At 51.3% G+C, this 21,804-nt stretch carries 36 protein-coding genes, 1 tRNA gene and 1 pseudogene; 31 read left to right on the forward strand and 7 right to left on the reverse strand.

Annotated elements, in window-relative coordinates; all coding sequences use genetic code 11:
* The 4 genes from APU02_RS01315 to APU02_RS01330 form a co-directional block, all read right to left on the reverse strand.
* Complete coding sequence (locus tag APU02_RS01315; RefSeq protein ID WP_060569009.1) at positions 1–879, reverse strand: hypothetical protein; 879 nt, start codon at positions 877–879, stop codon at positions 1–3.
* Positions 879–1,283, reverse strand: coding sequence for a hypothetical protein (locus APU02_RS01320; RefSeq protein WP_060569010.1), 405 nt, complete (start codon positions 1,281–1,283; stop codon positions 879–881). Before APU02_RS01320 ends, APU02_RS01315 begins: the two co-directional genes overlap by 1 nt.
* Before the next feature lie 34 nt (positions 1,284–1,317).
* Entirely contained in the window at positions 1,318–1,599 is a 282-nt protein-coding gene (locus APU02_RS01325; RefSeq protein ID WP_060569011.1) for a CII family transcriptional regulator, read from the reverse strand.
* Positions 1,600–1,701: 102 nt separating this feature from the next.
* Entirely contained in the window at positions 1,702–1,917 is a 216-nt protein-coding gene (locus APU02_RS01330) for a helix-turn-helix transcriptional regulator (RefSeq protein WP_060569012.1), read from the reverse strand.
* Between the two features lie 118 nt (positions 1,918–2,035).
* Here APU02_RS01330 and APU02_RS01335 point away from each other — a divergent pair, with 118 nt between their 5' ends.
* The 23 genes and pseudogenes from APU02_RS01335 to APU02_RS01430 all read left to right on the forward strand — a co-directional run bounded on the left by APU02_RS01335 (position 2,036) and on the right by APU02_RS01430 (position 12,737).
* A complete protein-coding gene (locus APU02_RS01335; RefSeq protein ID WP_060569013.1) occupies positions 2,036–2,698 on the forward strand; it encodes a LexA family transcriptional regulator in 663 nt (220 codons plus the stop codon).
* 420 nt (positions 2,699–3,118) lie between these two features.
* Positions 3,119–3,400, forward strand: a complete 282-nt coding sequence (locus tag APU02_RS01340; protein ID WP_060569014.1) for a hypothetical protein — start codon at positions 3,119–3,121, stop codon at positions 3,398–3,400.
* A gap of 238 nt (positions 3,401–3,638) precedes the next feature.
* A complete protein-coding gene (locus APU02_RS01350; protein ID WP_060569016.1) occupies positions 3,639–3,902 on the forward strand; it encodes a hypothetical protein in 264 nt (87 codons plus the stop codon).
* A complete protein-coding gene (locus tag APU02_RS24750; protein WP_072197055.1) occupies positions 3,902–4,105 on the forward strand; it encodes a DUF551 domain-containing protein in 204 nt (67 codons plus the stop codon). Before APU02_RS01350 ends, APU02_RS24750 begins: the two co-directional genes overlap by 1 nt.
* A gap of 148 nt (positions 4,106–4,253) precedes the next feature.
* Positions 4,254–4,553, forward strand: a complete 300-nt coding sequence (locus tag APU02_RS01355; RefSeq protein WP_060569017.1) for a hypothetical protein — start codon at positions 4,254–4,256, stop codon at positions 4,551–4,553.
* Between the two features lie 88 nt (positions 4,554–4,641).
* Positions 4,642–4,776, forward strand: coding sequence for a hypothetical protein (locus APU02_RS25990; RefSeq protein WP_120714856.1), 135 nt, complete (start codon positions 4,642–4,644; stop codon positions 4,774–4,776).
* The gene (locus tag APU02_RS01360; RefSeq protein ID WP_001181693.1) at positions 4,761–4,955 is read left to right on the forward strand and encodes a hypothetical protein; all 195 of its coding nucleotides are present in this window, start codon (positions 4,761–4,763) and stop codon (positions 4,953–4,955) included. The genes APU02_RS25990 and APU02_RS01360 overlap by 16 nt, the downstream gene beginning before the upstream one ends.
* Before the next feature lie 87 nt (positions 4,956–5,042).
* Positions 5,043–5,351 carry a hypothetical protein gene (locus APU02_RS01365; RefSeq protein ID WP_060569018.1) on the forward strand — a complete coding sequence of 103 codons (309 nt, stop codon included), beginning with the start codon at positions 5,043–5,045 and terminating at the stop codon, positions 5,349–5,351.
* The gene (locus APU02_RS01370; protein WP_060569019.1) at positions 5,348–6,241 is read left to right on the forward strand and encodes a RecT family recombinase; all 894 of its coding nucleotides are present in this window, start codon (positions 5,348–5,350) and stop codon (positions 6,239–6,241) included. The genes APU02_RS01365 and APU02_RS01370 overlap by 4 nt, the downstream gene beginning before the upstream one ends.
* Positions 6,234–6,716, forward strand: a complete 483-nt coding sequence (locus APU02_RS01375; protein ID WP_060569020.1) for a siphovirus Gp157 family protein — start codon at positions 6,234–6,236, stop codon at positions 6,714–6,716. The genes APU02_RS01370 and APU02_RS01375 overlap by 8 nt, the downstream gene beginning before the upstream one ends.
* Positions 6,717–6,725: 9 nt before the next feature.
* Complete coding sequence (locus tag APU02_RS01380; RefSeq protein WP_060569021.1) at positions 6,726–7,040, forward strand: hypothetical protein; 315 nt, start codon at positions 6,726–6,728, stop codon at positions 7,038–7,040.
* Between the two features lie 16 nt (positions 7,041–7,056).
* A complete protein-coding gene (locus APU02_RS01385; protein WP_060569022.1) occupies positions 7,057–7,344 on the forward strand; it encodes a hypothetical protein in 288 nt (95 codons plus the stop codon).
* On the forward strand, positions 7,341–7,511 hold the full coding sequence (locus APU02_RS24755) for a DUF2737 family protein (RefSeq protein ID WP_072197056.1): 171 nt from the start codon (positions 7,341–7,343) through the stop codon (positions 7,509–7,511). Before APU02_RS01385 ends, APU02_RS24755 begins: the two co-directional genes overlap by 4 nt.
* 238 nt (positions 7,512–7,749) lie before the next feature.
* Entirely contained in the window at positions 7,750–7,935 is a 186-nt protein-coding gene (locus APU02_RS01395; protein WP_060569024.1) for a hypothetical protein, read from the forward strand.
* Positions 7,932–8,396, forward strand: coding sequence for an ead/Ea22-like family protein (locus APU02_RS01400; protein WP_060569025.1), 465 nt, complete (start codon positions 7,932–7,934; stop codon positions 8,394–8,396). Before APU02_RS01395 ends, APU02_RS01400 begins: the two co-directional genes overlap by 4 nt.
* Positions 8,396–9,460 (forward strand): phosphoadenosine phosphosulfate reductase family protein, encoded by a 1,065-nt coding sequence (locus APU02_RS26800; RefSeq protein ID WP_060569026.1) that lies wholly within the window; start codon positions 8,396–8,398, stop codon positions 9,458–9,460. The genes APU02_RS01400 and APU02_RS26800 overlap by 1 nt, the downstream gene beginning before the upstream one ends.
* Complete coding sequence (locus APU02_RS26805; protein WP_239692838.1) at positions 9,457–10,032, forward strand: hypothetical protein; 576 nt, start codon at positions 9,457–9,459, stop codon at positions 10,030–10,032. The genes APU02_RS26800 and APU02_RS26805 overlap by 4 nt, the downstream gene beginning before the upstream one ends.
* A complete protein-coding gene (locus APU02_RS25995; RefSeq protein WP_060569027.1) occupies positions 10,029–10,505 on the forward strand; it encodes a DUF551 domain-containing protein in 477 nt (158 codons plus the stop codon). The genes APU02_RS26805 and APU02_RS25995 overlap by 4 nt, the downstream gene beginning before the upstream one ends.
* Positions 10,498–10,770: a hypothetical protein gene (locus APU02_RS01420; RefSeq protein ID WP_060569028.1), complete on the forward strand. Its 273-nt coding sequence runs from the start codon at positions 10,498–10,500 to the stop codon at positions 10,768–10,770. The genes APU02_RS25995 and APU02_RS01420 overlap by 8 nt, the downstream gene beginning before the upstream one ends.
* A 56-nt stretch (positions 10,771–10,826) precedes the next feature.
* Entirely contained in the window at positions 10,827–11,084 is a 258-nt protein-coding gene (locus APU02_RS01425; protein ID WP_060569029.1) for a DNA polymerase III subunit theta, read from the forward strand.
* Between the two features lie 86 nt (positions 11,085–11,170).
* Entirely contained in the window at positions 11,171–11,344 is a 174-nt protein-coding gene (locus APU02_RS26535) for a hypothetical protein (RefSeq protein WP_157845129.1), read from the forward strand.
* A gap of 2 nt (positions 11,345–11,346) precedes the next feature.
* Positions 11,347–11,442, forward strand: a pseudogene (locus APU02_RS26810) (helix-turn-helix domain-containing protein); the annotation flags it as partial.
* A gap of 131 nt (positions 11,443–11,573) precedes the next feature.
* Positions 11,574–12,737, forward strand: coding sequence for a site-specific integrase (locus APU02_RS01430; protein ID WP_060569030.1), 1,164 nt, complete (start codon positions 11,574–11,576; stop codon positions 12,735–12,737).
* Between the two features lie 18 nt (positions 12,738–12,755).
* On the opposite strand, the gene APU02_RS01435 is transcribed toward APU02_RS01430, so the two are convergent.
* Positions 12,756–12,829 (reverse strand) — tRNA-Arg (locus APU02_RS01435).
* Between the two features lie 241 nt (positions 12,830–13,070).
* Between APU02_RS01435 and folD the strand changes: the two genes are divergently transcribed.
* From folD to APU02_RS01450, 3 genes are all read left to right on the forward strand, one after another.
* The gene (folD, locus tag APU02_RS01440) at positions 13,071–13,937 is read left to right on the forward strand and encodes a bifunctional methylenetetrahydrofolate dehydrogenase/methenyltetrahydrofolate cyclohydrolase FolD (protein ID WP_042285739.1); all 867 of its coding nucleotides are present in this window, start codon (positions 13,071–13,073) and stop codon (positions 13,935–13,937) included.
* A 1-nt stretch (position 13,938) separates the two neighbouring features.
* Positions 13,939–14,151: a ribosome-associated protein YbcJ gene (gene ybcJ / locus APU02_RS01445; protein WP_042285741.1), complete on the forward strand. Its 213-nt coding sequence runs from the start codon at positions 13,939–13,941 to the stop codon at positions 14,149–14,151.
* A gap of 122 nt (positions 14,152–14,273) precedes the next feature.
* Positions 14,274–14,795 carry a metal-dependent hydrolase gene (locus tag APU02_RS01450; protein ID WP_060569031.1) on the forward strand — a complete coding sequence of 174 codons (522 nt, stop codon included), beginning with the start codon at positions 14,274–14,276 and terminating at the stop codon, positions 14,793–14,795.
* A gap of 86 nt (positions 14,796–14,881) precedes the next feature.
* Here APU02_RS01450 and cysS read toward each other — a convergent pair whose 3' ends face one another.
* Positions 14,882–16,267: a cysteine--tRNA ligase gene (gene cysS / locus APU02_RS01455; protein WP_042285746.1), complete on the reverse strand. Its 1,386-nt coding sequence runs from the start codon at positions 16,265–16,267 to the stop codon at positions 14,882–14,884.
* Positions 16,268–16,440: 173 nt separating this feature from the next.
* On the opposite strand from cysS, the gene ppiB reads away from it, so the two are divergent.
* The 5 genes from ppiB (at position 16,441) to mnmH (ending at position 20,519) form a co-directional block, all read left to right on the forward strand.
* Positions 16,441–16,935, forward strand: coding sequence for a peptidylprolyl isomerase B (gene ppiB, locus APU02_RS01460; protein WP_012904905.1), 495 nt, complete (start codon positions 16,441–16,443; stop codon positions 16,933–16,935).
* 2 nt (positions 16,936–16,937) lie between these two features.
* Positions 16,938–17,660, forward strand: coding sequence for a UDP-2,3-diacylglucosamine diphosphatase (lpxH, locus tag APU02_RS01465; protein ID WP_060569032.1), 723 nt, complete (start codon positions 16,938–16,940; stop codon positions 17,658–17,660).
* Positions 17,661–17,778: 118 nt separating this feature from the next.
* Positions 17,779–18,288, forward strand: a complete 510-nt coding sequence (purE, locus tag APU02_RS01470; RefSeq protein WP_060569033.1) for a 5-(carboxyamino)imidazole ribonucleotide mutase — start codon at positions 17,779–17,781, stop codon at positions 18,286–18,288.
* Positions 18,285–19,352, forward strand: coding sequence for a 5-(carboxyamino)imidazole ribonucleotide synthase (gene purK / locus APU02_RS01475; RefSeq protein WP_060569034.1), 1,068 nt, complete (start codon positions 18,285–18,287; stop codon positions 19,350–19,352). Before purE ends, purK begins: the two co-directional genes overlap by 4 nt.
* A 96-nt stretch (positions 19,353–19,448) precedes the next feature.
* Positions 19,449–20,519 carry a tRNA 2-selenouridine(34) synthase MnmH gene (gene mnmH, locus APU02_RS01480; protein WP_060569035.1) on the forward strand — a complete coding sequence of 357 codons (1,071 nt, stop codon included), beginning with the start codon at positions 19,449–19,451 and terminating at the stop codon, positions 20,517–20,519.
* A gap of 97 nt (positions 20,520–20,616) precedes the next feature.
* Here the strand turns inward: mnmH and APU02_RS01485 are convergent, their stop codons facing one another.
* Entirely contained in the window at positions 20,617–21,750 is a 1,134-nt protein-coding gene (locus tag APU02_RS01485) for a porin (RefSeq protein WP_042285761.1), read from the reverse strand.
* Between the last annotated feature and the right edge of the window lie 54 nt (positions 21,751–21,804).

A 21,804-nucleotide genomic window follows, 5' to 3' on the forward strand; every position in this document is an offset into this window, starting at 1 on the left:
TCACTCCTGAGCCCAAGAAGGAATCTCGGTTTGTCCGTAATCTTTGGCGGCAAAACTCTCGTTAACAGCTCGTTTCACCGGATTCCTGTACGCGTTTTTGTTTTGGTAGTTCAACTTGGCACTGGCAGTGCTGAACCAGTTCTTCGGCTTTTCGTGGGTAAACTCCAGATCCAACCGCGTTAACTCAGCCACCAAGTCGATGTTTGGGAAAATGGCTTTCCAGGAGTCGAAGTCTTTGTGATTCAGTCGTACAACATTTCCTTCGAAGGCATAACGACTAGCCATCAAGTGAACGTTATCTTCACCTTCGCAAGTCGCTTCAGCGGCTTGGGTGTTATTAGAGGGAATCAGGTTAAGGGAATCAGGAATCAGGTTAAGGGAATCAGCAGGATTTAAATTGTTCTCTACTGGTTCTTGCACTGTACTTGCACAGTGCTTTTCTGGTGCTTCTTGTTTATCAGTAGCTTGCGATTCATTTGCACCATCATTGCACTGTGCTTGCATGGTGCTTTCATCGACCTTTACTGGTTCTTCTTCCTGTTTAGGATCTGCTTCGCAGTATTCTGGTATCTCACTAGGTGCTTCCTTGCAGTGAGGATTCTGGTGCTTTTTCCAGTTGGTAATCTGGATGTATGCGCCATCCTGAACCTGATAGCGCTGGATGAATTTGCGATCGTGTAGCTGTTGAAGAAGCTCATCGCAGTCGACGTTATCGAAAGGAAGTACAAGGGCTTTCACCTTCTTTGGCCGGTCGTCTAAACGACCTTCCTTATCGGCGATAGTCCATAGCCCGGCAAACAAGAGCCGGGCGTGAGGTGAGCATTCTGCCAGTTCATCGTTAGTGAAGAAGCCTGGTTTAATGTTTCGTGAACGAGCCATTAATCATCCTCCAGTTCGTAATCTGCAAAATAACCAGAAGCCATCTTTAAGAATCTGGATTCAGTTACTGTGTAAGCCTTCCTGCCTTTCCTCTCCTTGCCTTCTGGCTCAATGAGATGACAGGCGTAAATAATTCTTCTCTGCCAGTTCCCTGGCATTTCCACTACTGCCAGAACCTCAAGAATTCTCTTTCCTTCAGCATCAGCAGTGTAAAAACATTGATCTCCATACCCACAGTCGGCTGGTTCATAATTCTTGTGGCAACCGCCAATCCAACGCTCATCGGTATGCACGTTACCGTCGTAAGACTGATAATCTGTACACACGAAGATAAATGGATATACGGTTTCGAACCTGTCACCGGCCTTTATGCCAGTGTTTACTTGCTTGGTTTGTCCTGCCATAATTACTCCTGTTACTTGGCGTAACACAGTGTGTTTAAGCGTCCAGATTGCCACCAACAACTGGACGTTTTTCTTTTGTGATTCCCTCCAGTGCATGCCTGAATGCACGACTTATCGGACTGATGTCTGAATCCATCCCAAACGCGCACAGAACGGCTGCAATAAATCGCCAGTCAGTACGGCTTATCTTCGACTCATGACATCCAACCATCTTTGCCAGTCCTCGCTGAGTGACAGTAGAGAGGTTGATTAGTAAATCTGTTTCAGCACGGTCGATATCGCGCTGAGAGGGTTTGCTGTAACTTGCGTTTTCCATTTCGTATTATTTCCATAGTTAAATAGTTGAATACGCATCGGTTGATGCGTTGGTTGTAGGGACGAAACATCCCTGACCCGTAGTGTTAAAGAGCGGTACTGCTTAAGCTGCGTTCAGTTCAGGTGGAAACACATCATCCAACTGAACTTTTGCGCCAAAACTGTTGAGGGCATCAACGAGCTGGCGGCACATTTTCAAATCTGGATGTCGTCGACCCGATTCGTAGTGCCCAATTGCTCCCTGTGTACACCCAACCTTTTCAGCCAGAACGGCTTGAGAAACCTTCATGGTTTCCCGGATTTTCCGAAGATTACTCATCGGTTCATCTCCTCAGGATGGTACGTAAAACAATAATACAAACTGTACTGAGATAATGCAAGGGGATTAATACATTTTGTGCATTGTGACAGTTAATACAACACGTAATAATCGTGATATGAAAACACCGTGGAATGAACTGGCTAAAGCCAGGATGAAACAGATTGGCATTACCCAGGATAAGCTTGCCGAAGCTCTCGGAAAGACTCAGGGGGCGATAGGGCATTGGCTTAATGGTCGGCGCGAACCTAGCATTGAGGACATCGCCTCAATCATGAAACAGCTCGGTCTGAAGGAGTTGGTGCTGAGTTCTGATGGGATGGTTGACTATCCAGATTCTGATATGGGTAATGTCACCAATCCACGTCCTAACACTGAGGTAAGGAGATTCCCCCTGATTAGCTGGGTTAGCGCAGGAAATTGGTGTGAGGCTGTTGAGCCTTATCAACTTCAGGAGATTGAGGTATGGCCTGAAACAACAGCACATGCGAGCGAACGGTCGTTCTGGCTGACGGTTAGGGGTGATTCGATGACTTCGCCTACCGGACTTAGCATACCCGAGGGAATGCAGATACTGGTTGATCCAGCAATCGAGGCAACGAACGGACGACTTGTAGTTGCAAAGCTGGATTCAGAGAACGAGGCGACCTTCAAGAAATACGTAGTAGACGCAGGGCAGAAATACCTCAAACCGCTTAACCCCAGCTACCACATGTTCCCTATTGATGGTAACTGCCGCATTATTGGCGTAGTGATAGAAGCCAAATGGCAAGGCCTGTAATTTAGATTCATCCCTTCAACCCGCTACGGCGGGTTTTTTAATACACAAAATTTATTTTCCCTTCTCATTCATACACTTCGTACATTTACGTAAATTTTAAGTACATATTGTATTGACGATACTCAGTACATTTTGTATTGTTAAGCCATCAGCAGGACGCTGGTAGCCAAACGGAATTGATTGGCAGCTCTTTAACAAGATGGCATGGGGATGATTCGTCCCCGCCAAAGGAAGTTGCTTTGGGGTGTGGTGAAACAGGAAATGATTCGCAGGCATCGAATATCAATCGGGAATGGCGGCGCTGCCACCTGTTAGTAAGTCGATGGTGCATGGCCTGATCAACCAAGCGAAAAGACCGGCGGATTCTGTGGTTCGATTCCACATTCACTGCACCGCCAAAGCAACCACTGGAGGTATCCAATGAAAGCCAGAGAGATTCGCAAACTCGAACGTGCTCGCCAGCATAAAGAGATTAAACAGTATTCACAAAGGATTGACCGTGCATTTTCACGGCTATCAGAAGACTGCAGCAATCGCGTGATTAGAGCCACTTCGCTCGGAAGTCTGCGCGATAAGAAAGAGCAGGAAGCACCGCAGAAAACTAACCGCCTGTACTACAGCAAGCCAACCCGTGAAATGGGAGTGACTTGTGTAGGACGGCAGAAAATGAAATTAGGCAGTAAGCCGCTGTATGAGGGGTGAAATGGACAGATTTTCTAAATCAAATGCTATTGCATGTATTAAATCGTATTACCTGCCAAGACCACATGAAGAGTGCTTAGGTAAGCAACAAGTAGCTTTCGACAGAGCCAAGCACGAAACGTTAGAAAACCTAAAAAAGAAAATATCTGATATCGAAGAAATTACGTTTAGTGATTTCACTAACAGAAAGAGCGCCGCATAGTCGGCCTTCTTTTGGCAGCAAGCCACAGAGGTGAATATGAAAGACATACCGCATTGGGATGTTGATGAAGATTACATTGTCGATGCTACTGAAGGTCACATTCTGTTTTCAGCCGAGAACGCCAATAAGCAGGAAATAAAATTGGCAAGTGCAGCGCCTGATTTGCTCGAAGCTCTGCAAGACATGCTTTCAGGATGGAAATACATCCGAGAGCAGCATGGTGACCTTTACGGTGTCGGCTGGGATAGAGCGCAGGATAAAGCAAAGGCAGCCATCAGCAAGGCTCTTGGGGAGGAGTGATGAAGTGGATTAAGTGTAGTGAGCGGATGCCGGAATCCGGAATTACTGTGCTTGGATATTGTGTTTGCAATTCAAATTTCTCGGGAATTTACACCATGAGGAAGCCAGTAATTGAGGCAAAGAACTCAAAGCAGGACACGCGTTTAATCAAGCATGAGCGAGTGACTCACTGGATGCCATTACCTGAACCACCAAGCGAATAAGCACCTATAGCAGATTCACGAGTCTGCTATGTGAGCAATATCGCTCGTAACCGAATGAGGACGAAGACTCGTTCTGGTTATTGGAGAATCATCCCTTGATAGTCTTGCCGCTCTATATGGGAGGCATTCTTTTTGTCTAGAGGAAAGTATGCCTAAGTTATATACGATGGAAAAGGTTCTTTATTTGGCGTCCCTTGAACGTGGGCTAAATGTTGATAAAACAGAAAGAAAACACACCGACCTAAGCGAGAGGGTTAATAAGTTGCTTGCCAACAAAAGCATCGTGGAAGTGGCAGATGATGATGTGGCTAGATACTACAAAATAACCGACGAGGGGCGTGTTAGGCTGCTTCAACTTCAAATTCAATACAGAAAGCAGCATGGGAAAAACACTGACATGCATGAAATGGAATTGTCAGACCTGCGCCATAAATTATCAGCCGCCTGAGTGCGGCTTTTTTCATTCCAGCATCTGAGTGAGCATTTATTCAAGTGCTCAGTCGTAATGCAAATCACACAACAAAAGGAATCCCACCATGATGCATTTATCGCTATCGGGTGGCGGCATCATGTCCGCCTACTACCCGGCTGAATCTGAATTAACCAAGCGTATACGTCGTCTTATTCGCGCTGTTCGTAAGCAACTGGAGGCGTTATGCAAAACACATTAACCGTTATTCGTCAGTGCGTAACTCCAGGAATGCTGGTTATTCACCACGGAAAGCCATGGAGAGCAGCAGTTAACAAAGACGGCAAGTTGCACATCCACACACTGACCGAAGCTAAGCCACTTAAAGACCTGCTGGTAGATATCGTGCTTAACCATAAAAACGAGCCGGAGATTATCTAGTGAGCATTGCAGACAACTGGTCAGACGATGCGTTTATTCGCCTTATGAAAGACATGCTCAATCAGCAGAAAGAACAGGAGAACGATGATGATTCTGACTCTGAATGATAAACGTGAAATATCGCAAATCATCGCAAGTTTTACTGACGAAGATTACGAACGAATTAACAGTGAAGTTGATCGCCTTTGCAAACGCTGCGACCCGGTGAGCGAAATGCTTCGCTCATATAAACCTGACGAGCACACAAAGGACGCCATCGACTGGTTAGAGGATGATGACTGCAATTATCAGGAAAAGGCCGCTGAGTGGTTCTGGGATGCAATTACGGAAAGGGTTAAAGCTGAATATGCATTCGGCATATTCAAGCGCAGACATGTTTATGGAGAGGCGGCATGAGCAATATCGTTGAATTTGTAAAGCAACAGGAGCCGCTATTCTGCGGCGCACTAACAGAGCAGACGGTTACCTGGGCAAAGGAAAGCCAGTTTGCGATTCAGTACTTCCAGAAGAACGACTTTCTCGCAAAAACAGCATTGTCGAACCCTACTAGTGCTCAGAACGCGATTATCAATGTTGCAGCCATCGGCATCACTCTGAATCCGGCAAGCAAACTGGCTTATCTGGTTCCTCGCGACGGTATGGTGTGCCTCGATATCAGCTACATGGGTCTTCTTCACCTGGCGCAGTCTACAGGCTCCATTAAGTGGGGTCAGTGCAAACTGGTGTACTCAACTGACACCTACGAATCAAATGGCCTTGATAGCGCTCCTACGCACAAATACAACGCTTTTGGTGAGCGTGGCGAGGTTGTCGGTGGTTACTGCACGGTTAAAACTGCCGACGGTGACTACCTGACGGAGGAGATGAGCCTAGCAGAAATCAAGACGGTGGAGGCAACCAGCAAGGCAAAGAATGGGCCTTGGAAAACGTTCTGGGAAGAGATGGCACGTAAAACCATCGTCAAGCGAGCTTCGAAATACTGGCCCAAGGCACAGCGCCTTGATAACGCGATTCACCTCCTCAATGAAGATGAAGGGATGCATCAGGAGCCAGTCATGCCGCATAAGTCAGAGGAAGATATCCGTGAAGACGAGCGGAAGCGACAGCAGGAAATCATCGAGCATGTTCAGGCTCTTTGTGACGACATGGCTCAGGCTGAAACCATGGATGACCTTAAACGCATCTTTGCTGACGCCTACAAACGCACGTCAGGTATGAAGTTGCAGCAGAACGTACAAGCCATCTATACAGAATGCAAGGCTAAGTTGGAGGTAACCAGTGAGTAAACTTTACGAGATTGCTAACGATTACGCCAAGTTGATGGATTCCGATTTTGAAGCCGACGAGATAGCCGACACTCTGGAAGGAATGGAAGGAGAGCTAACAGATAAGGTTGAGCAGTTGCTTGCCATTGTTAAAAACGAATCTGGTTACGCTGAACGCCTCAAGGAAGAGGCTAAATCTCTTAATGAGAGAGCGGCAGTAATTCAAAATAAGATTGAAAACATTCTCTCGTATATCGCTTCATCGCTGGAAATGGTCGGCAAGAAGAAAATACGTGCAGGACTGCACCAAGTAACAGTGAGAGCACCATCTGAATCAGTGGATATAACAGACTCCAGCGCCCTCCCCCCTGAATATGTTGAATACGAAACAGTAATTAAAGCCGACAAATTAGCCATCAAACATCAACTCAAAGCCGGTAATTCTATACCAGGCGCACAACTCAAAGTCGGCAAACCTTCTCTAATAATCAAGTAAGAAAACACCATGAAGAATATTCCCTGGGAGAAATGGGAAGAGGATTTCTTGCGCGAGGTAGCGGCAACCATGCCAGTTAAAGTTATCGCCGAAAAGCTTGAACGAACCGAAAAAGCGGTAATGGCTAAGGCAACGCGTATCGGCGCTGACATGGTTAGCCGCTTACGAGGTAAGCGCTGGACTCGAGCAGAAGTATCACTCTTCGAAAAATTCTCCGCAGAAGAAATAGCAATCGCAACCTGCCGATCCATCTATTCAGTAAGAGCCATGCGCTACAAGATAAAAAGGCTCAATGAAGAACGATCAGGAATGCGAATAAATTGATATTGAGGAACTAATAATGAAACTAAAAATCGACATCGGTAAATACGTTATTACCGGAACAAAGCATGACCTCATTCTCAGTGAGAAGAAGAAAGTAACCGATGAGAAAAGTAAAAACTTTGGTAATGAGGTGCTTGTCCGTTGTGGTTACTACAGCAAGTTTGAGCATCTGGTTAAAGAACTCTGCCATCGTGAAATCCTGGCATCCGAAGCACAATCATTTCAGGCGTTACAGAAGCATATAGAAACACTTGGCCTTTCTCTCAGCAAAGCGGTAAACGACTTTATGGAGAGTAAATCATGATAGGCAACACATACGACCCTGGTATTTCCCCTCACGAATTAATAGCCAGACACAAATTCAAGCCAATGCCAGATAAGCAGGAGTTACTCAAGCGTGACTCTTTCGATACGAAAACACGACTCCAGAACAACAAGTGGCTGAATGCGATGCTGAGAGGTGGAAAATGAGCGCAATATCAAGTTACCCGGCAGTCCAGCAAATTAATTTCTACATCAATGACGCATCCCCTGAGTTGCTAGTAGAGCGGAGAGTTTATCTCGAAAATTATCTTCTCCCATGCTGGAAAGGAAGGCTGGCAGAAATGCAGTCATGGAGCGAATACACAGACGCTGATTTACAACTTCTCGCTGCATACCAAAGAGGCGTTGATTATCTGACGGATGCGTTAACGCAGGAGGCCGCACAATGAGCAACATCGAAAAACTGGCTGACGATTCGATGTTCTCATCAATCGAAGGCTTTGCGTCTCTTGTCGTTGACTCCATTGAATTCGAATTGGGCAGAGAACTGACTGAAGAAGAACATCAACGTGTCTACCTTCACGTCGAAGGGACTATTAACAACGCAACGAGCAAAGGCGGTGCAGCATGACAATCGACAAACAGGCGCTGCGTAAATTGGCAAAAGCATTATCTGGCAAGGAGTGGGTTGCCTTTGTTCACAAGGCATCTGGTACGTATGCCGTAGGTTCGTTAGGCCATGAGCGTGGCGAAGACATTATCAAATGGCCTGGCCTCGACGGTCAGGACAATGCAGAAAGCAAAGCAAAATACATCGCCGCGGCCAACCCCGCCACCGTGCTGGCGCTGCTTGATGAGCTGGAAGCAGCAAAGGAATTGGTAGAACTTCAGCGTTTCAAGCTTGAGCGACAGGCAGAGGATTTACACCAGGCTAAATCACTAGAAAGCATCCACCGAGATAAGCGTTTCGAAGTTGAACAAGAGTTCCGTGACTACAAGGACCGAGCTGATAGCAACCAAATGAGGCTGGCGAAAGAAGTGTGTCGCCTCGAAGATGCACTACATGCCGCTGGCATCGGTAAGGGGGAGTGATGGGCATTACGCATGTTGTTAGCTTCTCTGGTGGCAGAACGTCAGGCCGACTCGTCAGGGAAATGGTAAAGAAAATCAAGTTGGGTTGGGATGTTCGTTTCGTGTTCATGGATACCGGTGCAGAGCACCCGGAAACCTACAAATTTATCCGGGAGGTTGTCGCTAACTGGGGGATCGAACTCATTTGCCTTCGCGTATTGGTAAATCCAGAACTTGGGAAAGCAAACAGCTACAAGGTAATTTCCATTGATGAAATCGGACCCGACTTGCAACCGTGGATTGACGTCATGGCGAAGTACGGCACCCCATATTTTGGTGGCGCGTTCTGTACGCGGACAATGAAAATCGAGGTGTGTGAGCGCTTTTGCAAGGATAATTTCGTCGATTACCAATCGTGGCTAGGAATGCGTGTCGACGAACCTGCCAGAATTTGGGGTGAGGCGCTTTTCCCAAAATTGCGCCGCATGAATTTCGATAATTACATGATGATTGATTTATACCGTGATTTATCACAGTCGCAAACTCAGGAACAAATGCGGGAAACACTGGAAACGCACTTTATGATTTTCGGCGATGTGGCAACCGAGATTATTAATCGCGTTATTTCAATTGCCAAATCAAAGCAGCGGTTTATGGCTGAAATTATGGATGATGAAAAACAGGATGTTTTGGAATGGTGGAATAGGCAGCCGTTCGACTTGGGTATTCCTGAGCACCTGGGGAACTGTGTTTTTTGCATCAAGAAAGGCATCAACAAAGTTGCACTGGCTATGCGTGATGAACCTGAAATGCTGGAGAAATTCCGTGAAGCTGTTATGTCTCCTGATGTTCGCGTCGTAGAGCGCCGCCAACAGGAAAACAAAATCATGTACAGGAAAGGGAATTCTCTGGACAGCATTGAGGAAGCGTATTCATCACTGACACGCGATGAAATTGCGGCGACCATGCGCGGCGGTGGTGGTGAGGAGCCGGGTTCCTGTACGGAAAGTTGCGAGGCATTTATTGTCGGAAATAGCGATTCCTCTCAGATGGATTTGTTCGCAAATCAGGAGAAAGCAGCATGACCACTATTACCAGATTCACCAATGAGCGGTTGATTGCGCAGGCTGAGGGAAATATCACGATGCTGAGAGCCTCTCTTGAGCACGTAAAAGACCCGTTCGAACGAGAGGATCTTGCTGCTGATTTGCGTCTTGCAGAAATCGCGCTGGCATCGCTGGAGGCTGAGCCTGTTGCGTGGACGGAGAAATGCGAAATCACCAATATGCAGGCCACCGGTCTATACCTTCGCGGCTTCCCTGATAACTCGCAAGGGCGTGATATCGCGCTCTACACCGCCCCGCCAGCGCCGGTAGTGCCTCCAGGGGCCGACGCGCATAGTGCGAGAATGGCGGTTGGTTTTAATAAATACGCGCAATCAGGATTTATTGAGGGCTGGAACGCCTGCCGCGCCGCCATGCTTCAGGCTGGCACCCTCACCTATGAGGATACCAGGCAAGTGGACGAATTAACGATGTGGATTAAGCGATTAGTCCGTTCGCTAAAAAACGCCAATCCTGACAGTAAGTTGCCACGCGACGTGATGGACTACTTGACCGCAAAGGGGCTCATAGGTGTGGGGGACGTATTGAGATGATTCCAGATAAAGACCTTACCGACGATGTGCTGGATGAAATTATCGCCGGGGCTAAAACATCGATGGAGCAGTACCTTGCTCTTTCGTTGAAGGCTGAGCGTCAAGTATGGCGGAAGGAAGGCCCCACCGATGACGAACGCATTATGGCTATTGAGGGCATTCATAACTGCGAACGGTGCGGTGATGAAGGGTGGATAGTCGGTGAAATGGGTATCACGCGCTGTGCGTGTGGTCAGGCTGGCAACTCTCCGGTAATTCCGGACGGTTGGATTCCGTTAAGCGAGCGGTTGCCGGATTTTTGCGGTCGCTATTGGTGTTATGTCGAAGAACAGAATGACCTTGGTAAAAGCCACTATCAGTGGAACTGTTCATGGAATGGTGAGCGGTGGTTGGTCGATAGTGACAATGGCGGACGCGTTACCCACTGGATGCCAATGCCCGCAGCACCACAGCAGGAGATGCAAAGTGAGTGACAAGGCAATCAGAACTCATACCGAACGCCTTGAGAGGGTTATCGAGCAGGGCGTTAAGTTGCGTGATGATATGCGTAGCAAGATAGCTAACCTTGAGAAAATGGTATGCGCCCAGAAAGCTGAAATTATCAGAGCCACCCGCGCCAAGGAGTTGTACCAGAGAAGGCTTTCCAACTACAAACGATCACTGGTAGTTGAGCGGGAGAAGCGGCAGAAACTTGAAGGTCAGCTTATCAAGTTAAAGCGGAAGATGAGTAATGGCTAATCCAGTGGTGAGACAGTGATGTATAATCCATCTCATAGCATTGAGAGGATTTCATCATGTCACAGTGGAACATTGCAGCAAAATCGCAGGAAGAACGCGACAAGGTTAACGCTGACCTGGCGGCGTCCGGCGTTGCGTACAAAGAACGCCTTAACATGCCAGTTATCGCTGAGCAGGTGGCGAGAGAACAACCTGAGCACCTGCGCGAGTATTTCATGGAAAGAGTCAAATATTATCGCGAGCAGTCGTTAACGCTGCCGAGAGCAAGCGACCCGCGATATATTGAGATGGCTGAGCAGAACGCCAAGAAGTAACAACCTGAACGAATACGAACCCGCCGAGTGCGGGTTTTCTTTTATCTGAACTCGCTACGGCGGGTTTTGTTTTATGGAGATAGATAATGAAGGCCAATCATGACCAGGAAGAAGGCTGCTTGTTCATCAGCATGACGGAAGAAGACGCAAGCATGTGTTTCGATGCTATAGAAGCGATGCTTTCAACAGAGAATGTATTCGTTCCACCAGAGTGTTACGACGCGCTAATGGACTTAATGACCGCTCTCAATCTGGAGTAACCATGGAATCACACAGCCTCACACTCGATGAGGCCTGTGCATTTCTCAAGATATCCAGACCTACCGCCACCAACTGGATCCGCACAGGCCGACTACAGGCAACACGTAAAGACCCCACAAAACCCAAATCCCCTTACCTCACCACACGACAAGCCTGCATTGCGGCGCTTCAGTCTCCGCTGCATACTGTCAGCGTGAGCGCGGGTGATGGCATCAGAGAGGAAAGAAAATGTCACTCTTCCGCAGAGGTGAAATATGGTACGCCTCGTACTCGCTCCCGGGCGGGAAGCGAATTAAGGAGTCTCTTGGCACAACGGACAAGCGGCAAGCACAGGAGTTGCACGACAAAAGAAAGGCTGAACTCTGGCGAGTAGACAGACTCGGCGAATTTCCGGATGTGACTTTTGAAGAAGCTTGCTTACGATGGATTGAGGAGAAATCAGATAAGAAGTCTCTCGATACTGACAAAGGCAGGATGGGATTCTGGCTGGAGCATTTTGAAGGAGTCAGGTTAAAGGACATTACCGAGGCGAGGATTTACTCAGCGGTTAGCAGGATGCACAACCGAAGCAATCTGGAGATATGGAAAGCACGAGTCGAAGCAGCAAGGAAGAAGGGTAAGCCTGACCCTGTTTATGTAGCCAAGCCGGTAACCACTTCCACCAAGGCGAAGCACCTTGCGTTGATGAAAGCCATTCTCAGAGCAGCAGAACGCGACTGGAAGTGGCTGGAGAAAGCGCCAGTCATTAAGATACCGACCGTCAGGAATAAGCGTGTCAGATGGCTGGAAAAGGATGAAGCAAAGAGGCTGATTGATGAATGTCCGGAGCCGTTAAAGTCTGTCGTCAAGTTCGCGCTAGCGACAGGTTTACGGCGTTCGAACATCATCAATCTGGAGTGGCAGCAGATAGACATGCAGCGTCGAGTGGCATGGGTAAACCCGGAAGACAGCAAATCAAACAGAGCTATTGGCGTAGCACTGAATGATACCGCATGTAGGGTTCTGCGTGACCAGATAGGAAATCACCATAAATTTGTGTTCGTACATACAAAGGCAGGAAGAAGGCCTGATGGTTCCATCACTCCGGCAGTCAGGAAAATGAGGGTCGATGATGGACGTGCATGGAAGTCTGCATGTAAGCGTGCAGGGATCGAAGATTTCCGTTTTCACGACCTGAGGCATACATGGGCAAGCTGGCTGATTCAGTCAGGTGTTCCGTTGTCGGTACTACAGGAAATGGGAGGCTGGGAGTCGATAGAAATGGTGCGTCGATATGCCCACCTCGCGCCTAATCACCTGACCGAACATGCGAAGCAAATTGACTCGATTTTTAACGATGATGTCCCAAATATGTCCCACGAAGGAAATTTAGAGGCAGGAGGAAATGGGTAACTTATTGATAATTAAGAGCGCCCCCTGCAGGATTCGAACCTGCGACCGACGGCTTAGAAGGCCGTTGCTCTATCCAGCTGAGCTAAGGGAGCATCGAGAGAAAACAAACTGACATAAAACTGCCCGGTATTATACGTTCACCACTCTGGTGGTCAATGGCTTTCCTTTCAACTGCTTGAGTTATGAGCATAACCGCCGCCGTTCACCTCAAGAGCGGCCTGATTCCTGTCAAAAACTGCCGCGACCGTAAGCGGCGACTGACAACCGTCCTCACTTCTGACAAAATAGCCGCATCCCCTTCGACGTGAAATTACAGATGGAATCCTCTCTCTGATGGCAGCAAAGATTATTGACGGTAAAACGATTGCGCAGCAGGTGCGCTCTGAGGTTGCTCAAAAAGTTCAGGCGCGCGTGGCGGCCGGACTGCGGGCGCCAGGACTGGCGGTTGTGCTGGTAGGCAGTAACCCGGCTTCGCAGATTTATGTCGCAAGCAAACGTAAGGCCTGTGACGAAGTGGGATTCGTCTCCCGCTCCTATGACCTGCCGGAAACCACCAGCGAGGCGGAGTTACTGGAACTGATCGATACGCTGAATGCCGATAACACCATTGACGGTATTCTGGTGCAATTGCCGCTTCCGGCGGGTATCGATAACGTTAAAGTGCTGGAGCGTATCGATCCGGACAAAGACGTGGATGGTTTTCATCCTTACAACGTTGGTCGCCTGTGCCAGCGCGCGCCGCGTCTGCGTCCCTGTACGCCCCGCGGCATCGTTACCCTGCTTGAACGCTACAATATCGACCTTTACGGCCTGAACGCCGTCGTGATTGGCGCATCCAACATCGTGGGCCGCCCGATGAGCATGGAGCTGCTGCTGGCCGGTTGCACGACCACGGTGACGCATCGCTTTACCAAAAATCTGCGCCATCATGTCGAAAATGCCGATCTGCTGGTCGTCGCGGTCGGTAAACCGGGCTTTATTCCCGGTGAGTGGATCAAAGAAGGCGCCATCGTGGTTGATGTCGGCATTAACCGTCTGGAAAATGGCAAGGTGGTTGGCGACGTCGTTTTTGACGACGCGTCCGCGCGCGCATCTTACATTACCCCCGTGCCGGGCGGCGTTGGCCCAATGACCGTCGCCACTCTTATCGAAAACACGCTTCAGGCGTGTGTTGAATATCACGACCCACAGGATAACTAACATGGCGACATTTTCTTTAGGCAAGCATTCTCACGTTGAACTGTGTGATTTGCTGAAACTGGAAGGCTGGAGCGAAAGCGGCGCCCAGGCGAAAATGGCCATTGCGGAAGGACAGGTCAACGTTGACGGCGCGGTGGAAACCCGCAAACGCTGCAAAATCGTTGCCGGTCAAACCGTCAGCTATGCCGGTCAGAGCGTCACCGTCGTCGCCTGATGCCCTTTGCCGGACAGCGGTCTTCGCACCCTGTCCGGCGATGCTCCCCTTCTCGTCGAGTGACTTCATCGTCCCTTCACAGTGCGTTGCGAACATTGCGTTTTTTCATACGAAGCGAAAATATGCCAACGATTCTCACCCACGCGGCTGTCCCGCTCTGCCTCGGCTTAGGGCTGGGCACAAAAGTCATTCCCCCCCGTTTGCTGTTTGCCGGTATCGCGCTGGCGATGGTGCCGGACATGGATGTGCTCTCCTTTAAACTCGGCGTGGCCTACGGCAACGCGTTCGGCCATCGCGGCTTTACCCATTCGCTGCTGTTTGCTTTTGTGGTGCCGATACTGTGCATGCTCATTGGTCGACGATGGTTGAAAGCCAGCCTGACGCGCTGCTGGCTGTTTCTTACGGTATCACTGCTGTCACACAGTTTACTGGATTCGATCACTACCGGCGGCAAAGGTGTCGGCTGGCTGTGGCCGTGGTCGGATGAACGCTTTTTTGCGCCGTGGCAGGTGATTAAGGTCGCGCCGTTCGCGCTATCGCGCTATGCCACGCCGTATGGCCATCAGGTGATATTCTCGGAACTGCTGTGGGTGTGGTTACCGGGGCTGATGCTGATGGGGATGTTGTGGTGGAAACGGCGATAAAAAGCCGGATAGCGACGCGTTACGTCTTATCCGGCCTGTAAATAACCTCAACCCGACAAGCGTAAACGCCGCCGGGGATCTCCGTCTTACTTGCGACGCCAGGTGGTTCCCTGTGGTCCGTCTTCCAGGACGATACCCATTTCGTTCAGACGATCGCGCGCCGCATCCGCCGCCGCCCAGTCTTTCGCTTTACGGGCATCCAGACGCTGCTGGATCAACGCTTCGATTTGGGCTACTTCGCCGTCATCCGCCTGCGCGCCGCTTTGCAGGAACGCTTCCGGCTCCTGCTCCAGCAGACCGAGCACAGCAGAAATTTTACGCAGATGTGACGCCATGGCATTGGCGGCTGCCATATCTTCCCCTTTCAGACGGTTCACTTCGCGCGCCATGTCGAACAGCACCGAATAGGCTTCCGGCGTATTGAAGTCGTCGTTCATCGCCTCAATAAAGCGCGTTTCAAAGGCCTCGCCACCGGCAGGAGCGACGGTTTTATCCGTTCCGCGCAGCGCGGTGTACAGCCGCTCCAGCGCTGAACGCGCCTGCTTGAGGTTCTCTTCGCTGTAGTTCAGCTGGCTGCGGTAGTGACCGGACATCAGGAAGTAGCGCACCGTTTCCGCATCGTAGTATTTCAACACGTCGCGCACGGTGAAGAAATTGCCCAGCGATTTAGACATCTTTTCGCGATCGACCATCACCATGCCGGAGTGCATCCAGTAGTTCACGTATTCGCCGTCGTGCGCACAGGTGGACTGCGCGATTTCGTTTTCATGATGCGGGAACATCAGATCCGAACCGCCGCCGTGAATATCAAAATGATTACCCAGCTGTTTGCAGTTCATGGCCGAGCATTCAATATGCCAGCCAGGACGGCCTGCGCCCCACGGCGACGGCCAGCTCGGTTCGCCCTCTTTGGACATCTTCCACAGCACGAAGTCCATCGGGTTGCGTTTGACGTCAACCACGTCCACGCGCGCCCCGGCCTGCAACTGATCCAGATCCTGGCGAGACAGCAGACCGTAGTTTGGGTCAGTCGGCACGTCGAACATCACGTCACCGTTGTCTGCGACGTAAGCGTGGCCTTTGGCGATCAGTTGCTCGGTGATCTCAATGATCTCGGCGATATGATGCGTCGCGCGTGGCTCCATGTCCGGGCGCAGAATATTCAGCGCATCAAAATCTTTGTGCATTTCCGCGATCATGCGATCGACAAGCGCCACGAAGCTTTCACCGTTTTCATTAGCGCGTTTGATGATTTTGTCGTCGATATCAGTAATGTTGCGTACGTATTTCAGCGTGTAGCCCAGAAAACGCAGGTAACGCGCCACCACATCGAACGCGACGAAAGTACGGCCATGTCCGATATGACAGAGATCGTAAACGGTAATACCACACACGTACATGCCGACTTCCCCGGCATGAATAGGTTTGAATTCCTCTTTTTGGCGCGTCAGTGTATTAAAAATTTTTAACATTGAAGGTTCCGTGTAAGACGTGTGTGGATCGTAAAGTCCGTATAATACCCATAATTCGGCATGGGATCAGCACACTTTGCAAGGTGATCACAGCCTGCGCTTATGCTATAACACACCCCTTACTCTGACCCTCATCGGGTTAAAGCACTTCTCTATCGGAACAGGATGCAAAAATGGTTACTTTCCACACTAATCACGGCGATATCGTAATCAAAACGTTTGATGATAAAGCGCCTGAAACAGTTAAAAACTTCCTGGACTACTGCCGCGAAGGTTTTTACAACAACACCATTTTCCACCGTGTGATTAACGGGTTCATGATTCAGGGCGGCGGTTTCGAACCTGGCATGAAGCAGAAAGCAACGAAAGAAGCGATCAAAAACGAAGCCAACAACGGTCTGAAAAACACCCGCGGTACGCTGGCGATGGCCCGTACTCAGGCTCCGCACTCTGCAACCGCGCAGTTCTTCATCAACGTCGTCGACAACGACTTCCTGAATTTCTCCGGCGAAAGCATGCAGGGCTGGGGTTACTGCGTATTTGCCGAGGTCGTTGAAGGCATGGACGTTGTGGATAAAATCAAAGGCGTCGCGACCGGTCGCAGCGGTATGCACCAGGACGTACCAAAAGAAGACGTGATCATCGAAAACGTGACCGTTAGCGAGTAATCGTGGCGACACTGTTTATTGCAGATCTTCATCTCTGCACGGAAGAACCGGCGATTACCGCCGGTTTTCTGCGTTTTTTAGCCGGAGAGGCCCGTCAGGCCGACGCGCTGTATATCCTCGGCGATCTGTTTGAAGCCTGGATCGGCGACGACGACCCTCTGCCTCTGCACCGGCAAATCGCGGCGGCAATCAAGGCGGTGGTTGACGCGGGCGTTCCTTGCTTCTTTATTCACGGCAACCGGGACTTTCTGCTTGGGAAACGCTTCGCGCGTGAAAGCGGAATGATCCTTTTGCCGCAGGAAAAGGTGCTCACGCTGTATGGCCGCCGGATACTGATTATGCATGGCGATACGCTGTGTACTGACGACCACGGTTATCAAGCGTTTCGCGCCAAAGTTCATCAGCGCTGGCTGCAAACGCTGTTTCTCGCCCTGCCGTTGTTTATTCGCAAACGGGTAGCCGCGAAAATGCGCGCGGGCAGCAAAGCCGCCAACAGCAGCAAATCGCTGGCCATCATGGACGTTAATCAAGATGCCGTTGTGGCCGGGATGGAAAAACATCAGGTGCAGTGGCTGATCCACGGGCACACCCACCGCCCGGACGTGCATACCCTTACCGCTAACGGCCAACCCGCGTTCCGCGTGGTGTTAGGCGCCTGGCACAGCGAAGGGTCGATGGTAAAAGTGACGCCGACAGACGTTAAACTGATCTCTTTCCCGTTTTAAATCTCCCCGCGAATTGCCAGCCCCATAAGTGACGCAACCGTTTTCCTTGGCGTATTTACATGCTATTCTCTGTGGCCTCAAAAGCAGCGTGTCCCGCACCACAGGAGTTTTCAGACGCATGTCTTCCCGCAATAACCCGGCGCGAGTCGCCATCGTGATGGGGTCCAAAAGCGACTGGGCTACCATGCAGTTCACCGCCGAAATCTTCGATATTCTGAACGTCCCACACCACGTTGAGGTTGTCTCTGCGCACCGCACCCCCGATAAACTGTTCAGCTTCGCCGAAAGTGCGGAAGAACACGGCTATCAGGTGATTATCGCCGGCGCCGGCGGCGCGGCGCATCTGCCAGGCATGATTGCGGCGAAAACGCTGGTGCCGGTGCTGGGCGTTCCGGTACAAAGCGCAGCGCTGAGCGGCGTCGACAGCCTCTACTCCATCGTGCAAATGCCGCGCGGCATTCCGGTGGGCACGCTGGCGATAGGTAAAGCCGGCGCGGCAAACGCAGCGCTGTTGGCCGCCCAAATTCTGGCAACGCACGACGACGCGTTACGTCAGCGTTTGCACAACTGGCGCAAGGCGCAGACGGACGACGTCCTTGAGAATCCGGACCCGCGAGGTACGGCATGAAACAGGTCTGCGTACTGGGCAACGGTCAGTTAGGTCGAATGCTGCGTCAGGCCGGTGAACCGCTGGGTATCGCCGTCTGGCCGGTTGGGCTGGACGCGGAACCTGCCGCCGTCCCTTTTCAACAAAGCGTTATCACCGCAGAAATTGAGCGCTGGCCGGAAACGGCGCTGACCCGTGAACTGGCGCGTCATCCCGCGTTCGTCAACCGCGACGTCTTCCCGATTATTGCCGACCGCCTGACGCAAAAGCAGCTTTTTGACACGCTCAACCTGGCGACCGCGCCGTGGCAATTGCTGGCCGATACAAAGGAATGGCCCGCGGTGTTTGAACGGCTGGGTGAACTGGCGATCGTGAAACGTCGCGTCGGCGGCTACGACGGCCGCGGCCAGTGGCGACTGCGCGCGACGGAAACCGACCAGCTTCCGGCCGACTGCTACGGCGGATGCATCGTTGAACAGGGCATCAACTTTTCCGCTGAAGTGTCGCTGGTTGGCGCTCGCGCCTTCGACGGCAGTACGGTGTTTTACCCGTTAACGCGCAACCTGCATCAGGACGGAATTCTGCGTACCAGCGTCGCTTTTCCCCAGGCCAATGCGAAACAGCAGGCACAGGCCGAAGCGATGCTCTCCGCCATTATGCAGGAGCTGAACTACGTCGGCGTAATGGCGATGGAGTGTTTTGTCACGCCGGACGGCCTGTTGATTAACGAACTGGCGCCGCGCGTGCATAACAGCGGTCACTGGACGCAAAACGGCGCCAGCATCAGCCAGTTCGAGTTGCATTTGCGGGCTATTACCGGCCTGCCGATGCCAGCGCCGGTGGTAAACAGCCCGTCGGTGATGGTGAATCTGATTGGCAGCGAGCTGAATGCTGACTGGCTGAAGCTGCCGCTCGTGCACCTGCACTGGTATGACAAAGAGGTGCGTCCGGGGCGTAAAGTTGGCCACCTGAACCTGACCGACAGCGACACCGCGCGCCTGAGCGCAACGCTTGAAGCCCTCGCGCCGCTGCTTCCGCCGGAATACGCCAGCGGTATCGTCTGGGCGCAAAGCCAGCTCAACTAACACATTTAGTGCCAGGGGAAGGAAGTTTCCTTCCCCGTTTCCCCTCTACGCGCGTAAAATCCCCCCATTGCTGTTTTTGTCTTTTCAGGATTTCACATGAACGATGGAACGGACTATCGGGCGATCCTCGCCGCTGATACGCCCTTAATCGATGTCCGCGCGCCGGTTGAATTTCAGCAAGGCGCAATGCCCGGCGCTATCAATTTGCCCTTGATGGATGATGACGAGCGCGCCGCCGTCGGCACCTGTTACAAACGCCAGGGGCCGGACGCTGCGCTGGCGCTGGGTCATCAACGGGTCTGCGGCGAGAAACGCCAGCAGCGAATTGACGCCTGGCGCGCGGCCTGCGAAAAATACCCGCACGGCTATCTCTGCTGCGCGCGCGGCGGCCAGCGATCGCATATTACTCAACAGTGGCTGCGCGAGGCGGGCGTCGAGTACCCGCTGATCAAAGGCGGCTACAAAGCGCTGCGCCAGGCGGCGATACACATTACGGAAGAACAGGTCCAGAAACCAATGGTGCTTGTCGGCGGCTGCACAGGCAATGGCAAAACGCAGCTGGTCCAGCAGCGGCCTGATGGGGTCGATCTTGAAGGGCTCGCCCATCATCGCGGCTCCTCGTTTGGCCGCACGCTGGAACCGCAGCTCAGCCAGGCGAGTTTTGAAAACCTGCTGGCGGTGACGTTACTGCAAAAACAGGCGTCACGCTGGGTGCTGGAAGATGAAGGCCGGATGATCGGCTCAAACCATCTGCCGGAATGTCTGCGCCTCCGGATGACTCAGGCGAGCATCGCCGTGGTGGACGATCCGTTCGAACGCCGTCTTGAACGGTTGCGCGACGAGTATTTTATCCGTATGCACCATGATTTCACCCACGCATACGGGGACAAACAGGGCTGGCAGGAATATGGCGAGTATCTGCATCACGGGCTTTTCGCTATTCGCCGCCGTCTGGGTTTGCAACGCTTTGCCGAACTGACCGCAAAGCTTGACACCGCGCTGACGGAACAGCGTCGTACCGGTAGCACCGACGCCCATTTCAACTGGCTGGTGCCGCTGCTGGAAGAATATTACGACCCGATGTACCGCTATCAACTGGAGAAAAAAGCCGACAAGATTGTCTTTCGCGGGACGTTTGAAGAGGTGGCGGACTGGCTGCGCCATTAAAAGAGCCGGGCGGCGTTTTCGCCTTACCCGGCGCGCACAGTGCGGCGACACAGGCCGGATAAGACGCCACGCGTCGCTCTCCGGCACTGTCGCCGACTCAGAAGTCGTAACGCAGACGCACGAGGTTCATATCGCCCAGGTCATCGGTGCTGGAGGTGAAGACATGCTCGTAATCAACACGGAAACCATAGTCCAGTTGGAAGCTGATCCCCACGCCGTTATCGGTGCGCAGATAATCCCGGCCATTCACGTATTCAATACGGTCGCCCATAAAGTACGGCTGAATGGATTTCACCGCGTACTGGTTGATCGGGAAAGTGTAGCCCGCGAAGTATTCCAGACCCCAGGCATCACCAGCAAAGTAGTCGTTCACCGATACTTTTTTCGTGGTCATGAAGTTCTGGTACCAGCCGCCGCCCATTGAGAAGGTCCAGTTTTCCGGCGTCCAGCTCAATGCTGTACCCACAATGTTCTGATCGTACGTCTTGTTGCCGTTGCCGCGCATTTCTGCACGGGTGTAGTTCCACGCCGTACCCCAGCTTAGATCGTCAGTAATATGATAATCCGCACCCAGCGAGCCGCCGCCTTTACGCTTGTAGTTCAGGCCGTTGTTTGCGTTGTAGTCATCGCTGAACAGATAAGACGCGTAGAGATCAACATCGCCTACGGTTTTTTTGTATTTCAGCATTTTGCGAGAACGGTAGGAGCCATCGTAGTCGCCGTTGATCCCGTTACCCGGAGCCTGGCCTATCATGTCATAGTCCCAGATATCGGTTTTCGCGCCCACCACATCGTAGTAAATGCTGTTCTGTTGACCGAAAGTCAGCGTACCCCAGGTATCGCTTTTCAGACCGGTATACAGCATACGGCGGGTGGTGTCGTGCGCGCCTTCGGCGTAGTGGTTATCCCAGTTAAACTGCGCCGGAATATTCACGCCCAGCTCGTAGAAGCTGATCCAGCTAATGTCGTCAAACAGATAGTAATCTGCCGCGAAACGGAAACGGGTGCCGCCGTCAAAACCATTACGTTTATAACCGTTGGCGCCGTCATCGCCCGTCATATTCTGGAACTGGGGACGAATACTCCCGCCCACGGTGAAGTTTAGACGGCTCAGCGGGTTGCCCGCCTGGGGATCTTGTTTCAGAACAGTGATTTCCGCCTGAGAAGCGAAAGACATTAATGCCACTGCCGCGCCGATCGATGCCGCCAGCGCTGTTGTTTTTATAGTCATTATTTTTCCTTGATAGATTTCCTGCTAATTATTCAGCAATGGAATGTTAACCGG

This window comes from Citrobacter sp. 50677481 (assembly GCF_001463265.1).
Classification (GTDB): domain Bacteria; phylum Pseudomonadota; class Gammaproteobacteria; order Enterobacterales; family Enterobacteriaceae; genus Citrobacter_A; species Citrobacter_A sedlakii.

What these genes read in the sequence shown, in the direction of transcription:
- APU02_RS25995 (WP_060569027.1), top strand. Translation starts at nt 10,029, where the DNA reads ATGATTCCAGATAAAGACCTTACCGACGATGTGCTGGATGAAATTATC.
- cysS (WP_042285746.1), bottom strand. Translation starts at nt 16,267, where the DNA reads ATGTTAAAAATTTTTAATACACTGACGCGCCAAAAAGAGGAATTCAAA.
- APU02_RS01350 (WP_060569016.1), top strand. Translation starts at nt 3,639, where the DNA reads ATGAAAGACATACCGCATTGGGATGTTGATGAAGATTACATTGTCGAT.
- APU02_RS01360 (WP_001181693.1), top strand. Translation starts at nt 4,761, where the DNA reads ATGCAAAACACATTAACCGTTATTCGTCAGTGCGTAACTCCAGGAATG.
- APU02_RS26535 (WP_157845129.1), top strand. Translation starts at nt 11,171, where the DNA reads ATGAAGGCCAATCATGACCAGGAAGAAGGCTGCTTGTTCATCAGCATG.
- APU02_RS24750 (WP_072197055.1), top strand. Translation starts at nt 3,902, where the DNA reads ATGAAGTGGATTAAGTGTAGTGAGCGGATGCCGGAATCCGGAATTACT.
- APU02_RS01400 (WP_060569025.1), top strand. Translation starts at nt 7,932, where the DNA reads ATGACAATCGACAAACAGGCGCTGCGTAAATTGGCAAAAGCATTATCT.
- APU02_RS01365 (WP_060569018.1), top strand. Translation starts at nt 5,043, where the DNA reads ATGATTCTGACTCTGAATGATAAACGTGAAATATCGCAAATCATCGCA.
- APU02_RS01485 (WP_042285761.1), bottom strand. Translation starts at nt 21,750, where the DNA reads ATGACTATAAAAACAACAGCGCTGGCGGCATCGATCGGCGCGGCAGTG.
- ppiB (WP_012904905.1), top strand. Translation starts at nt 16,441, where the DNA reads ATGGTTACTTTCCACACTAATCACGGCGATATCGTAATCAAAACGTTT.
- mnmH (WP_060569035.1), top strand. Translation starts at nt 19,449, where the DNA reads ATGAACGATGGAACGGACTATCGGGCGATCCTCGCCGCTGATACGCCC.
- APU02_RS01330 (WP_060569012.1), bottom strand. Translation starts at nt 1,917, where the DNA reads ATGAGTAATCTTCGGAAAATCCGGGAAACCATGAAGGTTTCTCAAGCC.
- APU02_RS01450 (WP_060569031.1), top strand. Translation starts at nt 14,274, where the DNA reads ATGCCAACGATTCTCACCCACGCGGCTGTCCCGCTCTGCCTCGGCTTA.
- APU02_RS01325 (WP_060569011.1), bottom strand. Translation starts at nt 1,599, where the DNA reads ATGGAAAACGCAAGTTACAGCAAACCCTCTCAGCGCGATATCGACCGT.
- APU02_RS01395 (WP_060569024.1), top strand. Translation starts at nt 7,750, where the DNA reads ATGAGCAACATCGAAAAACTGGCTGACGATTCGATGTTCTCATCAATC.
- APU02_RS01335 (WP_060569013.1), top strand. Translation starts at nt 2,036, where the DNA reads ATGAAAACACCGTGGAATGAACTGGCTAAAGCCAGGATGAAACAGATT.
- APU02_RS26805 (WP_239692838.1), top strand. Translation starts at nt 9,457, where the DNA reads ATGACCACTATTACCAGATTCACCAATGAGCGGTTGATTGCGCAGGCT.
- folD (WP_042285739.1), top strand. Translation starts at nt 13,071, where the DNA reads ATGGCAGCAAAGATTATTGACGGTAAAACGATTGCGCAGCAGGTGCGC.
- APU02_RS01355 (WP_060569017.1), top strand. Translation starts at nt 4,254, where the DNA reads ATGCCTAAGTTATATACGATGGAAAAGGTTCTTTATTTGGCGTCCCTT.
- APU02_RS01425 (WP_060569029.1), top strand. Translation starts at nt 10,827, where the DNA reads ATGTCACAGTGGAACATTGCAGCAAAATCGCAGGAAGAACGCGACAAG.
- APU02_RS25990 (WP_120714856.1), top strand. Translation starts at nt 4,642, where the DNA reads ATGATGCATTTATCGCTATCGGGTGGCGGCATCATGTCCGCCTACTAC.
- APU02_RS01380 (WP_060569021.1), top strand. Translation starts at nt 6,726, where the DNA reads ATGAAGAATATTCCCTGGGAGAAATGGGAAGAGGATTTCTTGCGCGAG.
- APU02_RS01370 (WP_060569019.1), top strand. Translation starts at nt 5,348, where the DNA reads ATGAGCAATATCGTTGAATTTGTAAAGCAACAGGAGCCGCTATTCTGC.
- APU02_RS01315 (WP_060569009.1), bottom strand. Translation starts at nt 879, where the DNA reads ATGGCTCGTTCACGAAACATTAAACCAGGCTTCTTCACTAACGATGAA.
- purE (WP_060569033.1), top strand. Translation starts at nt 17,779, where the DNA reads ATGTCTTCCCGCAATAACCCGGCGCGAGTCGCCATCGTGATGGGGTCC.
- APU02_RS01320 (WP_060569010.1), bottom strand. Translation starts at nt 1,283, where the DNA reads ATGGCAGGACAAACCAAGCAAGTAAACACTGGCATAAAGGCCGGTGAC.
- APU02_RS01430 (WP_060569030.1), top strand. Translation starts at nt 11,574, where the DNA reads ATGTCACTCTTCCGCAGAGGTGAAATATGGTACGCCTCGTACTCGCTC.
- APU02_RS01385 (WP_060569022.1), top strand. Translation starts at nt 7,057, where the DNA reads ATGAAACTAAAAATCGACATCGGTAAATACGTTATTACCGGAACAAAG.
- ybcJ (WP_042285741.1), top strand. Translation starts at nt 13,939, where the DNA reads ATGGCGACATTTTCTTTAGGCAAGCATTCTCACGTTGAACTGTGTGAT.
- APU02_RS26800 (WP_060569026.1), top strand. Translation starts at nt 8,396, where the DNA reads ATGGGCATTACGCATGTTGTTAGCTTCTCTGGTGGCAGAACGTCAGGC.
- APU02_RS24755 (WP_072197056.1), top strand. Translation starts at nt 7,341, where the DNA reads ATGATAGGCAACACATACGACCCTGGTATTTCCCCTCACGAATTAATA.
- APU02_RS01340 (WP_060569014.1), top strand. Translation starts at nt 3,119, where the DNA reads ATGAAAGCCAGAGAGATTCGCAAACTCGAACGTGCTCGCCAGCATAAA.
- purK (WP_060569034.1), top strand. Translation starts at nt 18,285, where the DNA reads ATGAAACAGGTCTGCGTACTGGGCAACGGTCAGTTAGGTCGAATGCTG.